Source organism: Amycolatopsis sp. NBC_01286, assembly GCF_035982555.1.
Classification (GTDB): domain Bacteria; phylum Actinomycetota; class Actinomycetes; order Mycobacteriales; family Pseudonocardiaceae; genus Amycolatopsis.
In genome coordinates, this window is the sequence record NZ_CP108428.1 from 3,202,580 (window position 1) to 3,215,021 (window position 12,442).

Genomic DNA, 12,442 nt, shown 5'->3' on the forward strand with positions numbered 1-12,442 from the left:
GTGAGTGGTAATTAGGGTTAGAACCCTAATTACCACTCACGAGGACCCGAGCACCCAGAACGGTGACACCGGGCCCACGCCCGCGCCGAGCGGGTAGGACTCCGCCACGCACCTCTCGATGAACTTCTTCCCCGCCGCCACCGCGTCCGGGACCGAGGCGCCCTTCGCCAGCGATGACGTGATCGCCGAGGCCATGGTGTCGCCGCCGCCGTGGGTGTTCTCCGTGTCGTAGCGGGGGCCGCTCAACGACAAGAACGAGGCGCCGTCGGTCAGGAGGTCTACGCACGTGCTGCCCGTCATGTGGCCGCCCTTGACCAGGACCCAGCGCGATCCGAAGGCCAGCAGTGCCTCGGCCGCCTCCCGTTGGGACGCGGGAGAAACCACCGAGATGCCCGTCAGCAAGCGGACCTCGTCCAGGTTCGGCGTGATCAGCGTCGCTCGGGGGAACAGCTCCGTGCGGATCGCCTCCAGGGCGTCCTCGCGCAGCAGCGCGTGGCCCGTCATCGACGCCGCCACCGGGTCGACCACCAACGGGATGTCGCCGCCGACTTCGTCCAGGGTTTTGGCCACGGCTCGGATGATCTCCGCCGTCGCCAGCATGCCCGTCTTGGCCGCGTTCACGCCCATGTCCGTCGCCACGGCCTTGATCTGCGCGGCCACGACGTCGGCCGGGATCTCGGTGAAACCCTGCACGCCCAAGGAGTTCTGCACGGTGACGGCCGTCAGCGCGACGAGCCCGTGGACGCCGTGCGCGAAGAACGTGCGCAGGTCCGCCTGGATGCCCGCACCACCGCCGGAGTCGGATCCGGCGATGGTGAGGGCGGTGGGCGGAGTCACGGCTGCACCACGGGCAGGTAGACCTGGCCGCCGGACTCGGTGAACTCCGCCGACTTCGAAGCCATGCCGGCCTCGATGGCCTCCACAGTGGACAGACCGTGCTCCTCGGCGTACTTGCGGACGTCCTGCGTGATCCGCATCGAGCAGAACTTCGGCCCGCACATCGAGCAGAAGTGCGCGGTCTTGGCCGGCTCGGCGGGCAGGGTCTCGTCGTGGAACGCGCGCGCCGTGTCCGGGTCGAGCGACAGGTTGAACTGGTCGTTCCAGCGGAACTCGAAGCGCGCCTTGGACAGCTCGTCGTCCCACTCCTGCGCGTACTGGTGCCCCTTCGCCAGGTCGGCGGCGTGCGCGGCGATCTTGTACGTGATCACGCCGGTCTTGACGTCGTCGCGGTTCGGCAGGCCGAGGTGCTCCTTCGGCGTGACGTAACACAACATCGCCGTGCCGTACCAGCCGATCTGCGCCGCGCCGATGGCCGACGTGATGTGGTCGTACCCCGGCGCGATGTCCGTCGTGAGCGGACCGAGGGTGTAGAACGGCGCCTCGCCGCAGAGCCGTTCCTCCAGCTCGACGTTCTCCTTGATCTTGTGCATCGGCACGTGGCCGGGGCCCTCGATCATCACCTGGACGTCGTGCGAGCGCGCGAGGTGCGTCAGCTCGCCGAGGGTCTCCAGTTCGGCGAACTGCGCGCGGTCGTTGGCGTCGGCGATCGAGCCCGGGCGCAGGCCGTCGCCGAGGGAGAACGTGACGTCGTACTGGCGCAGCAGCTCGCAGAGTTCCTCGAAGTGCGTGTACAGGAAGGACTCCTGGTGGTGCGCGAGGCACCACGCCGCCATGATCGAGCCGCCGCGGCTGACGATGCCGGTGACGCGCCGCGCGGTCAGCGGGATGTAGCGCAGCAGCACGCCGGCGTGCACCGTGACGTAGTCGACGCCCTGCTCGCACTGCTCGACGATGGTGTCGCGGTAGACCTCCCACGACAGCTTTTCCGGTTCCCCGTCGACCTTTTCCAGCGCCTGGTAGATCGGCACGGTACCGACCGGCACCGGCGAGTTGCGGATGATCCACTCGCGCGTCTCGTGGATCCGCTTGCCGGTGGAGAGGTCCATGATGGTGTCGGCACCCCAGCGGGTGGCCCACACCATCTTGTCGACCTCCTCCTCGACCGACGACCAGACGGCCGAGTTCCCCATGTTCGCGTTGATCTTCACCAGGAAGTTCTTCCCGATGATCATCGGCTCGGACTCGGGGTGGCGCCGGTTGACCGGGATCACCGCGCGGCCGCTCGCGACCTCGTCGCGGACGAACTCCGGTGAAACCCGTTCGCGGGCGGCGATGTACTCCATTTCCCTGGTGACGACGCCTTGTTTGGCCCACCCGAGCTGCGTGTTGTGCTCCCGGCCGTCGGCCCAGCCGGCCCGCAGCCGGTGCAGTCCACTGTGGACGTCGATGTTCGCTTCAGGGTCGGTGTACGGCCCGGAAGTGTCGTAGACGTCGAAGTGTTCGCCGTTCGAGAGGTCGATCCGGCGCGCGGGAACACGCAGTCCGGACTCGGTCTGGTGGTAGATCTTGTGCGAGCCCGTGATGGGCCCGGTCGTGACGGAGACGTCCTTGTTCTCCAGCGTTGTCAACGACTTTCACTCCCTACGCCGGCATTACCCGGTCAGGTTCATGCGGTCGGTGACACCCGGGACAAATCCCCAGTCACCCTCTCAGCCCGCCATGGCGCGAGCTCCCGCGTTGTGGTGTTGTGCCACCGACCATGCCACGCCGGGGCGCCAGACTCAAGTCCGCTCACCTCACCCGACCAGTTCGGCCGGTGTGGCGTAGACGTCGACCATGGCTCCGTTGCGCAGCACGGTGATCGGCAGTGCGGTGCCGATCACTTCGGCGAACAGCTGCCGCTGGATGCCCTGCGCGTCCGACACCCGGGCGCGCCCGACGGTCAGTACGAGATCGCCCGTTCGCAGCCCGGCGCGCTCGGCGGGCCCGCCGGAGACGACTTCGCGCACGCGCAGCCCGGCCTCCTGCCCGGTGCGCTCGGCGACGTCGTCGGGCAGCGGCGCGGGCACGCCGACGACGCCGAGGTACGCCCGCCGCACCCGGCCTTCGACGACGAGCGTGTCGATGATCCGGCGCGTCGTCGAGTTGATCGGCACGGCGAGCCCGAGCCCGACGCCCGCGACGGCGGTGTTGATCCCGACGACGCGGCAGGCGGAGTCGGCGAGCGCGCCGCCGGAGTTGCCCGGGTTGAGCGCGGCGTCGGTCTGGATGACGTCCTCGATCACCCGGCCGGCGCGCCCGTGCCGCACCGGGAGCGCCCGGCCGAGCGCGCTGACGACGCCGGCGGTCACCGAGCCGGAGAAGCCGAGCGGACTGCCGATCGCCACCACGAGCTGCCCGACGACGAGGTGGTCGGCGTCCCCGAGCACGGCGGCGGACGGCGTCTCGTCCCGCGCGCGCAGCACGGCGAGATCGGACAGCGGATCGGCGCCGACGACGTCGAAGCGGGCTTCGCTGCCGTCGGCGAAGGTCGCGACGCCGTGGCGTTCGCCGTCGACGACGTGGGCGTTGGTCAGCAGGTAGCCGTCGTCGGCGAAGACGACCGCGGAGCCACTGCCGCGCCCGAGCTGAACCCCGGCGACGTGCGGCGTGACGGTCTTGGCGACCGTGCTGACCGCGCGCGAGTAGGCGTCCATCGCCTCGTCCATGGAGTACCTCGATTACACCGTTGCAGGTACTTCAAGTGTGCGCCGCGAACGGCCGGAAGTCCGTTCGCTGCTGGTGAACCGGCGGCGTGACCGGACCAGTGACGGTCAGTGGTTCACCGGTTCGGACCATGCGCCCGTGAAGAATCGGCGAGACACTGCCTGTCGCTTCTGTAACGGTGCAGAAGCGACATCACTGTGGGGTTGATATGCGCAAACTCATGGTTCCGGCACTCGCCGGGCTGCTGGTCACCGGGCTGATACCGGCGACCGCGGCGGCCCAGGGGACGGCTCCCGGCGCGCCCGGCGCCCATCCCAGCTGGCTACCCGCGAACAAGACCGGCTTCGGCACGGCCCACGATCGCGGCAGCAACGTCTGGTTCACGCTCCAGGGCGGCCAAATGTCCGAGGTCTACTACCCGGACCTGTCCACGCCCAGCGTCCGCTCGATGGACTTCGTCGTCACCGACGGGCGCAGCTTCGCCGTCGCCGACAACACGGCCAAGTCGCAGCAGGTCCGGCGGACCGACGACGACAGCCTGACCTACGAGCAGACCATCACCGACGACCAGCACCGGTGGCGGCTGCGCAAGACCTACGTCACCGACCCGGCCGCGACGACCGTGCTGGTGGACGTCGACTTCCAGTCGCTCACCGGCCGGCCGTACCAGCTCTACGCGGTCGCCGACCCGGACCTGACCAACGACGGCTCCGACGACTCGGCCGCGCGCAAGGGTGACGCGCTCACCGCGTCGGACGCCACCAACGCCGCCGCCCTCACCGCAAAGCCCGGCTTCACGCGCACGAGCGTCGGTTACGCGGGCGCGTCCGACGGCGGCACCCAGCTCGCGAAGACGTTCAAGCTCGCGACCTACGACACCGCCGGCAACGGCAACGTCGTGCTCACCGGGCAGACCGCGGCCGACGGCGTGCGCAGCCGGCACGTCACCCTCGCGCTCGGCATGGGCGCGAAGGCGGCCGACGCGCTCGGCAACGCGCAGGCGTCGCAGCGACGCGGTTTCGGCGCCATCACCCGCGCCTACGACCGCGGCTGGGAGCAGTACCTGCGCGGGGTGAGCAAACCGCCGTCGTCGCTGAAGACCGACAGCGAGCGCGACCTCTACAAGGCGTCGATGCTGACGCTGGCCGCGAGCGAGGACAAGCACCACCCGGGCGCGTTCATCGCGTCGCCGAGCATGCCGTGGCGGTTCGGGAACAACGACCCGGAGTGGTCGCCGTCCGGCACCTACCACCTGGTCTGGCCGCGCGACCTCTACCAGATCGCGACCGGCCTCGCCGCCGGCGGCGACACGGCGGCCGCGAGCCGCGCGGTGACCTACATGTTCGGCACGCAGCAGCAGGCCGACGGGCACATGCCGCAGAACAGCCGGGTCGACGGCGTGCCGTACTGGACGTCGGTCCAGCTCGACGAAACCGCTTTCCCGATCGTGCTCGCGCAGCAGCTCGGCCGCAACGACGTCTGGCCCGGCGTGCGCAAGGCCGCCGACTTCCTGTTGTCCTACAAGGGTCCTGACGGCCAGGCGGCGCCGTGGACCCAGCAGGAGCGCTGGGAGGAGCAGGACGGCTGGTCCCCGTCGACCATCGCCTCGGTGATCGCCGGGCTCGTGTGCGCCGCGGACATCGCGTCGCACAACGGCGCGGCCGCCGACGCCGAGAGGTACCTCGCCGCGGCCGACAAGTTCAAGGCCGACCTGCCCAAGCAGACGATCACCACGAACGGGCCGCTGTCGAAGGACCCGTACTTCGTCCGGCTCACCAAGGACGGCAACGCCAACGCCGGAACGACGTACAACCTCGGCAACTCCAGCGTGACCATGGACCAGCGCGCGGTCACCGACGCCGGGTTCCTCGACCTGGTGCGCCTCGGCATCTACCGCGCCGACGACCCGGTGATCCGCAACAGCGTGCGCGTCACGGACAAGGAGATCTCGTTCACCACGCCGACCGGTCAGTTCTGGCACCGCTACACGAAGGACGGCTACGGCGAGCAGGCCGACGGCTCGCCGTGGGACTACACGTTCCCGGCCGAGAGCCGCACGACGTTCGGCCGGCTGTGGCCGCTGCTGGCCGGCGAACGTGGTGAGTACGAACTGACGCTGGGCCAGCCGTCTTCGGCCGCGCGGCGGCTGCGTGACCTCGGCCGGGTGAGCAGCTCGGCGGAGACCATGCCGGAGCAGGTGTGGGACGAGAACCCGCCGTCGGGTCAGACGGGGTTCCCGGCCGGCACCCCGAACAACTCGGCGACGCCGCTGGCCTGGACGCACGCGCAGTACGTCCGCCTGGCCTGGGACGTCAAGGCGGGCGCGACCCTCGAAACCCCGCGCGTGGTCCGCTGCCACTTCCTCGGCTGCTGAGGTTCGCCAAAAGCCGTGAAGGCCTCCTTACCGGCCATAAGAGCCGGTAAGGAGGCCTTCACGGCTTTACGGAGTACGGGAGGTCAGATGACGGCGCCGTCGTCTTCCGGGGTGCGCGGCGGCAGCCACGAGAGGCCCGGGACGCCCCACTTGTTGGACTTCAGCATCTTCTTCGCGGCGCGGGCGTGGCGCCCGACGAGCCGGTCGAGGTAGATGTAGCCGTCGAGGTGGTCGGTCTCGTGCTGCAGGCAGCGCGCGAAGTAGCCGGTGCCCTCGACCTCGATCGGGTTGCCCTCGATGTCGGAGCCGGTCACCTTCGCCCACGACGCGCGGCCCGTCGGGTACGACTCGCCGGGCGCCGAGAGGCAGCCCTCCCAGTCGTCGTCCGGGTCCGGCATGGTCTCCGGGATCGCCGACGTCTCGAGCTTCGGGTTGACGACGACGCCCTTGTGGCGCACGCCCTCGTCGTCCGGGCAGTCGTAGACGAACACCCGCAGGTCGAGGCCGATCTGGTTGGCCGCTAGGCCGACGCCCTCGGCTTCGTACATCGTCTCGAACATGTCGTCGGTGAGGACGCGCAGCTTCTCGTCGAACTCGGTGATCTCCCGAGTCGGGTGGTGCAGCACGGGGTCGCCGGCGATCCGGATGGCGTGGACGGTCACGAGCGGGCAGTTTAGTCGGACCCTTCTGGTAGACCTGCATCAGACCGTGACGCGCCGATGTCGATGCCCACGTCGGCGTGTTGATCCGTGGTTGAATGACGCCCGCGGAAGAGGTAGGTCTGGATCACCATGTCGCCCGATTGAGAGGGACTCGGATGGACGCCGCGGAGTCGATGGCTGAGCCGCAGCCGTCGCCGCCGAAGCCCGTACCCGGCCTGACCGAACGCGAGGTCGAGATCCTCGCTTTCGAGCGCCAGTGGTGGCGACATGCCGGTGCGAAGGAGAACGCCATCCGTGAGCGCTTCGAAGTCTCCAGCACGCGCTACTACCAGCTGCTGAACAAGCTGCTGGAGAAGCCGGAGGCGATCGAAGCCGACCCGATGCTGGTGAAGCGGCTGCGCAAGACGCGCGCCGCCCGCCAGCGCAAGCGTGGGGCCAGGCGACTGGGGATCGAGCTGAAATGAGCGTGTTTTCGGGAATGTCCCGGCCGATGAAGGCCGCGGGCGTCGTGCTGATCGGCGTGGCGATCGTCGCCGCCGTGATCGGCGGGATCTCCGCGTTGAGTGGTGGCGGTTCGAACGAAGCCGGGCCGAGCGGTACGCCCAGCACCCAGCCCGGCACGCCGCCGGGCGGGACGTCGCCGCCCACCTCGCCGTCGACACCGCCGCCGTCGTCCACGACCCCGCCGACGTCACCCACGCCGTCGTCGCCGACGCCCGGCCAGCCGACGCCGGGGCAGCCGACGTCCGGGCAGCCGGGTCAGCCCGGTGACCAGCAGACGGGCAACAAGTGGGTGACCGTCCGGGTCTTCAACAACTCCCTGATCAAGGACCTCGCCGAGCGGGCCGCGAGCGACTTCCGCGGTGACGGCTGGACCGTCAACGAGGTCGGCAACTACTCGCAGGGCACGATCCCGGTGACCACGGCGTTCTACCGCCCGGGCACCGACGAGGAAGCCGCGGCGAAGCAGCTCGCGCAGGAGTTCCAGATCAAGGCCGAGCCCCGCTTCCCCGGGATAGAGAGCGCCAGCCCGGGCGTGATCATCATCGTGACGAAGGAATACGAGTCGGGCCACAAGGGCAGCTGACGAGCTCGTACCGAAGGGGCGCCACCCGCGGGTGGCGCCCCTTCGCGCGTTTCAGTCGCCGGCCTGGGCGTGGGCGTAGGCCTCCAGGGCCGCGAGCTGGCCCGGGTCCAGGCTCGGCCGGACCGTCTTGCGGGCCGTTTCGAGGTGGGCCGCGGTGACTTCGTGGGCTTCCAGCGACTCGCGCATCGCCGTCAGCGCCGCTTCGCGGATCAGCGCCGCGCAGTCGGCCGCCGAGTAACCGTCCAGAGTGGACGCCACCGCGGCCAGGTCCACATCGGAGGCCAGCGGGGTGTTCTTCGAGGTCGCGGTCAGGATCGCCGTGCGGGCCTCGGCGTCCGGCGGCGGCACGTAGACGCGGCGCTCCAGCCGGCCCGGCCGCAGCAGCGCCGGGTCGACCAGCTCGGGCCGGTTCGTCGCGCCGAGGACGACGACCTCGCGCATCGGCTCGACGCCGTCGAGCTCGGTCAGCAGCGCCGCGACCACGCGGTCGGCGACGCCGGAGTCCGACGACTGGCCGCGGCGCGGGGCCAGCGCGTCGATCTCGTCCAGGAAGATCAGCGACGGCGCGGCCTCGGCGGCGCGGCGGAACAGCTCCCGCACCGCGCGCTCCGACTCGCCGACCCACTTGTCCATCAGCTCGGCGCCCTTGACGGCGAACACGTTGAGCGCGCCGGTGCCGGCCAGCGCCCGCACCAGGAACGTCTTGCCGCCACCGGGCGGCCCGTAGAGCAGCACGCCGCGCGGCGGTTCGACGCCGAGCCGGGCGAACGAGTCCGGGTACCGCAGCGGCCACAGCACGGCCTCGGTGAGGGACTGCTTGACGTCGACCATGTTCCCGACGTCGTCCAGTGTCAGCCCGCCGGTGGCCAGGTTGTCCGAAGTGGACATCGAGACCGGCCGGACGGTCGCCAGCGCGTCCACCAGGTCCTGCTGCGACACGCGCGGCTCGTCCTCTTCCCGCTGGCGCAGCGCGGCCCGCAGTGCCGCGTCCCGCCGCAGCGCGATGAGGTCCGCCGCGACGAACCCCGGCGTCCGCTCGGCGAGCGCGCCGCAGTCGATGCCCGGCTCCAGCGGGACGTCGCGGAGCAGGACGTTCAGCAGCTCACGGCGGGTCTTCGCGTCCGGCAGGGCCAGGCCCAGCTCGCGGTCCAGCAGGTCCGCGGCCCGCAGCCGCGGGTCGGCCGACTCGGCGCGGGCCGTCGTCGCGACCACGGCGAGGCGGTCGCGGCGCAGGGCCGCGCGCAGCTCCTCCAGCACGACCGTGGCCACCGGCGGCGGTGTGGTCGCGGGCAGCAGCGCGTCGACGTCGGTGATCAGCAGCACGGTCGGGCCGGACGCGGCGCGGATCGCCTCGCGCAGCCGCGCCACCGCGACGTTCGGGTCCAGCACCGCGAGGTTGGGCGCGGCCACCGGCACGACCTTGACGTTCTCGGCCTGCGCCACCGACCGCACGAGCGTCGCCTTGCCGACGCCCTCCGGGCCGGACAGCAGCACGCCGAGGTGGGCCGGCGCGCCCAGCTTCGCGAGCAGCTCAGGCCGGTGGAAGGCCAGGTCGAACCACTCGGACAGCTTGCGCGCGGCCGCTTCGCCACCGATCAGGTCGGCCACCGCCACGGCCGGCTCGGTGAGCTCCTCGGCCTCGATCTCGTCTTCGACGATTTCGGCGTCGATCCACTCCTCGGCCGCGGTGACGGCGGTGGTGCGGACGAGCGCGGTCGCCGTCCGCGGCGCGGCGGGTTCGGCGGCGGGCCGGGCGCCGTCGCGCCAGACGACCACAGTGGACGGTCCAACCGCGACAGTGCCGGCGGGCTCGGTCGCCGTGACGGTCAGCAGCTCGTTCGTCCAGGTCGCGCCGATGGCCCGCGAGAGCTGGCCGCGCAGGCCGGCCGGGTCCGACCCCGGCTGCGGTGCGAGGTCCTGCGGCAGCAGGGAAACCGCGTCGCCGATGGTCAGGACCTTGCCGATCAGCGCCAGCCGCAGCATGTGCGGGCTGACCGACGAGCTGGCCAGCCGTGACCCTGCGACCGTCACCGTCCGCGCGGCCGACACGTCGGCGGGCGCGACGACGACCTCGGCGCCTTCGGTGACGCCGAGGTTCGACATCGTGACGTCGTCGGTGAGCAGCACCCCCGGCACGCCGGTCTCGTCGGCCGGCGCCGCGAGCGCGGCGCTGACGCGGGCGCCGGTCAGGTGCACCGCGTCCCAGGCCCGCAGGCCCAGCGCGTCGAGCACTTCGGGGTGCAGCCGGACGACGCCGCGGCGGGTGTCCAGCGCGGACGGCGTGTGCCGGACGGTCAGCGTGATCTGGGGGTGGCTCACGCCGTTCACCCTAGCGATGCGGAGCGCTCCCACGCGTCGAAGTAGGTGATGTCCCGGACCGCCGGTCGCGCCGCCGGGCGGAAGTCGCGCTGGGTCGTGTACGCGACGGCGAGCAGGCTGATCTGCGTGACGCCGTCCGGGATGCCGAGCAGGGCGGCGACGGCGGCCTCGTGGTCCTGCAGGTGGTAGCCGCAGATCGAGCTGCCGAGGCCGCGGGCGCGCAGCGCCAGCTGGAAGCTCCAGATCGCCGGGTAGGCCGAGCCGAAGTACGCGGACTGGGTGAACGCGTCGGCCGGCGGGCGGCCGATCATGCAGGGGATCGCCAGCACGGGCACCCGTTCGAGGTTCCGGACGAGGTGCCGTGCCGACGTGAGGGCGCGTTCCTCGACGAGGTGGCCGTACTTCGCCCACGCCGTCTCGGCGGTTTCGCGGGTGTAGGCGGCGATCTCGGCCTTGGTCTTCGCGTCCCGCACGAGCAGCCAGCGGAACTGCGCGGCCATGCTGCCCGCGGCGGGGGCCTGCTGGGCGATCTCCAGGCAGCCGTCGAGGACGTCCTGGGGCACGTCGCGGTCGAGGTCCAGCTTGCGGCGCACGGATCGGGTGGTGGTGAGCACGGTTTCGGCGTCCATACTTACACTGTAAGTGTGAGTCTGAACCGTGGGAAAGTACTTGACGCGGCGCTGCGGCTGGCCGACGAGCAGGGGCTGGCGGCGCTGTCGATGCGCAAGGTCGCGGCCGCGGTGGGCGTCGAGGCGATGTCGCTCTACAACCACGTCTCGAACAAGGGCGACCTGCTCGACGGGCTCACCGCGCGGGTCTTCGAGGAAGTGGACGTGCCGGATCCGGCGCTGCCGTGGGAGTCGCGGGTCCGGCTGCTGGCCGACGGGCTGTACGCGAGCTTCGCGCGGCACCCGGTCGTCGTCCGGGCGCTGGCGGCGCAGGACGCGAACCCGCGCTCGGCCGGGGCGCTGCGCGTCATCGACGCGCTGCTGCACGCGCTGCTCGACGCGGGCCTGTCGGAGGAAGCGACGGCCCGGGCGTACCGATCGCTGCTGGGAATGCTGTTCGGCTCGGTCCTGACGGGCACCGCCGGCGGTGTTGCGGCTAAGGCCGAGCGGGCGGAACCAGTGGGCGCGTACTTCCGCCGGATGGCGACACCATCGGAGCTGCCGAGCCTGCACCGGGTCCTGCCGGCCCTGGAGTCCGGCGACTGCGTCCAGGACTTCGAGTACCAGCTGAACCTGCTGATCGGCGGCCTCGGCTCTGCGAGCTAGACCGCGTGTCGCCCCCTCAGTCACACGTGTCGACCCTCTGATCACGCGTGTTGGCTGCTCAATCACACGCGATCGCGTGCCCGGAGGGTCGGCTCGCGTGCCTGGAGGGTCGGCTCGCGTGCCTGGAGGGTCGACTCGCGTGATTGGAGGGTCGGCTCGCGTGATTGGAGGGTCGGCTCGCGTGATTGGGGGGTCGACACGGCTACTTGCGGCGTAGGCCGATCTGGCGCCAGGAGCGGCGGCGCTGGCCGTCGCCGTTGGTGGCGCCGTTTTCGCGGGGGCCTCGGGGGGTGCGGACGTACTCGCCGTTGCGGGGGAGGCGGACCGCGCGCATCGCGGCTCCCGCTACGCGCCTGCGCAGCGGGGGACGCAGGCCGAGGCGGCGCTGGGACCGTGCGCGGCGGATCGCCCGGCGCTCGCGCGGCGGGACCGTCCAGGCCTCGGGGTGCGCGGCCAGCCAGCGGCTGCGGTAGACCGAGTACGGGATGTGCGCCAGGTACAGCACCATCGCGACGAGCAGCGCGACCAGCGGGAACTGGATGATCGCCGCCGCCAGCAGGGCGACGCCGATCAGCAGCGGGGCGATCGCCTTCGCCGGGGCCTTGACCGTCTTCAGTGACAGCGTCGGGATGCGGCTGATCAGCAGGGCCGCGATGGCGATCGTCCAAGCCCACACGACCCACTGCGACGACCACCAGCCCCCGCCCCACTGCAGCCAGGCGACCAGCGGCAGCATCGCGAGCAGGCCGCCCGCGGGCGCCGGGACGCCGACGAAGAACTCGCTCGAGTACGGCGGCTGCTCGGTGTCGTCCAGCAGCGTGTTGAACCGGGCCAGCCGCAGGATCATGCAGACGGCGAAGATCAGCGACGCCACCCAGCCGATCCGGTCGGCGCCGGCCTGCCACACGTAGATGACCAGCGCCGGCGCGACGCCGAACGAGATGCCGTCGGACAGCGAGTCCAGCTCCGCGCCCATCTTCGACGTCGCGTCGAGCAGGCGGGCGATCCGGCCGTCCAGGCTGTCGAGCACCGCGGCGATGCCGATGGACGCGATCGCCATCGAGTAGTTCTTCGTCAGCGCGAACTGCACCGCCGACAGGCCGGCGCAGAGCGCCAGCACGGTGATGGCGTTCGGCAGCAGCCGCACGCCGGGGGTCGTCGTGGTCACGCGGACCATGGG

The 12,442-nt window shown here is 71.2% G+C and carries 11 protein-coding genes and 1 riboswitch; of the genes, 4 read left to right on the plus strand and 7 right to left on the minus strand.

The genetic code is table 11. From position 1 onward, the window contains the following. Positions 1 to 36: 36 nt before the first annotated feature. The 3 genes from thiD to OG570_RS15600 form a co-directional block, all read right to left on the minus strand. Positions 37 to 837 (minus strand): bifunctional hydroxymethylpyrimidine kinase/phosphomethylpyrimidine kinase, encoded by an 801-nt coding sequence (gene thiD, locus OG570_RS15590; protein ID WP_326957200.1) that lies wholly within the window; start codon positions 835 to 837, stop codon positions 37 to 39. Continuing rightward, entirely contained in the window at positions 834 to 2,468 is a 1,635-nt protein-coding gene (gene thiC, locus OG570_RS15595; protein ID WP_326957202.1) for a phosphomethylpyrimidine synthase ThiC, read from the minus strand. The genes thiD and thiC overlap by 4 nt, the downstream gene beginning before the upstream one ends. Then, a riboswitch (TPP riboswitch) is annotated at positions 2,462 to 2,586 on the minus strand. (Overlaps the previous gene by 7 nt.) Positions 2,587 to 2,636: 50 nt before the next feature. After that, positions 2,637 to 3,548: a S1C family serine protease gene (locus OG570_RS15600; RefSeq protein ID WP_247058602.1), complete on the minus strand. Its 912-nt coding sequence runs from the start codon at positions 3,546 to 3,548 to the stop codon at positions 2,637 to 2,639. 206 nt (positions 3,549 to 3,754) lie between these two features. On the opposite strand from OG570_RS15600, the gene OG570_RS15605 reads away from it, so the two are divergent. Next, on the plus strand, positions 3,755 to 5,920 hold the full coding sequence (locus OG570_RS15605; protein ID WP_326957205.1) for a glycoside hydrolase family 15 protein: 2,166 nt from the start codon (positions 3,755 to 3,757) through the stop codon (positions 5,918 to 5,920). Between the two features lie 83 nt (positions 5,921 to 6,003). Here the strand turns inward: OG570_RS15605 and OG570_RS15610 are convergent, their stop codons facing one another. Beyond that, positions 6,004 to 6,582 (minus strand): peptide deformylase, encoded by a 579-nt coding sequence (locus OG570_RS15610; RefSeq protein ID WP_247058600.1) that lies wholly within the window; start codon positions 6,580 to 6,582, stop codon positions 6,004 to 6,006. Positions 6,583 to 6,737: 155 nt separating this feature from the next. On the opposite strand from OG570_RS15610, the gene OG570_RS15615 reads away from it, so the two are divergent. Next, positions 6,738 to 7,046 carry a DUF3263 domain-containing protein gene (locus OG570_RS15615; RefSeq protein ID WP_247058599.1) on the plus strand — a complete coding sequence of 103 codons (309 nt, stop codon included), beginning with the start codon at positions 6,738 to 6,740 and terminating at the stop codon, positions 7,044 to 7,046. Further along, complete coding sequence (locus tag OG570_RS15620) at positions 7,043 to 7,669, plus strand: LytR C-terminal domain-containing protein (RefSeq protein WP_326944746.1); 627 nt, start codon at positions 7,043 to 7,045, stop codon at positions 7,667 to 7,669. The genes OG570_RS15615 and OG570_RS15620 overlap by 4 nt, the downstream gene beginning before the upstream one ends. 51 nt (positions 7,670 to 7,720) lie before the next feature. Here the strand turns inward: OG570_RS15620 and OG570_RS15625 are convergent, their stop codons facing one another. Then, a complete protein-coding gene (locus tag OG570_RS15625) occupies positions 7,721 to 9,988 on the minus strand; it encodes an AAA family ATPase (protein WP_326957208.1) in 2,268 nt (755 codons plus the stop codon). Positions 9,989 to 9,993: 5 nt separating this feature from the next. After that, positions 9,994 to 10,617 (minus strand): nitroreductase family protein, encoded by a 624-nt coding sequence (locus tag OG570_RS15630; protein WP_326957210.1) that lies wholly within the window; start codon positions 10,615 to 10,617, stop codon positions 9,994 to 9,996. Between the two features lie 15 nt (positions 10,618 to 10,632). Here OG570_RS15630 and OG570_RS15635 point away from each other — a divergent pair, with 15 nt between their 5' ends. Next, a complete protein-coding gene (locus OG570_RS15635; protein WP_326957212.1) occupies positions 10,633 to 11,262 on the plus strand; it encodes a TetR/AcrR family transcriptional regulator in 630 nt (209 codons plus the stop codon). Between the two features lie 202 nt (positions 11,263 to 11,464). Here the strand turns inward: OG570_RS15635 and pssA are convergent, their stop codons facing one another. Then, positions 11,465 to 12,439 carry a CDP-diacylglycerol--serine O-phosphatidyltransferase gene (gene pssA / locus OG570_RS15640; RefSeq protein ID WP_326957214.1) on the minus strand — a complete coding sequence of 325 codons (975 nt, stop codon included), beginning with the start codon at positions 12,437 to 12,439 and terminating at the stop codon, positions 11,465 to 11,467. Between the last annotated feature and the right edge of the window lie 3 nt (positions 12,440 to 12,442).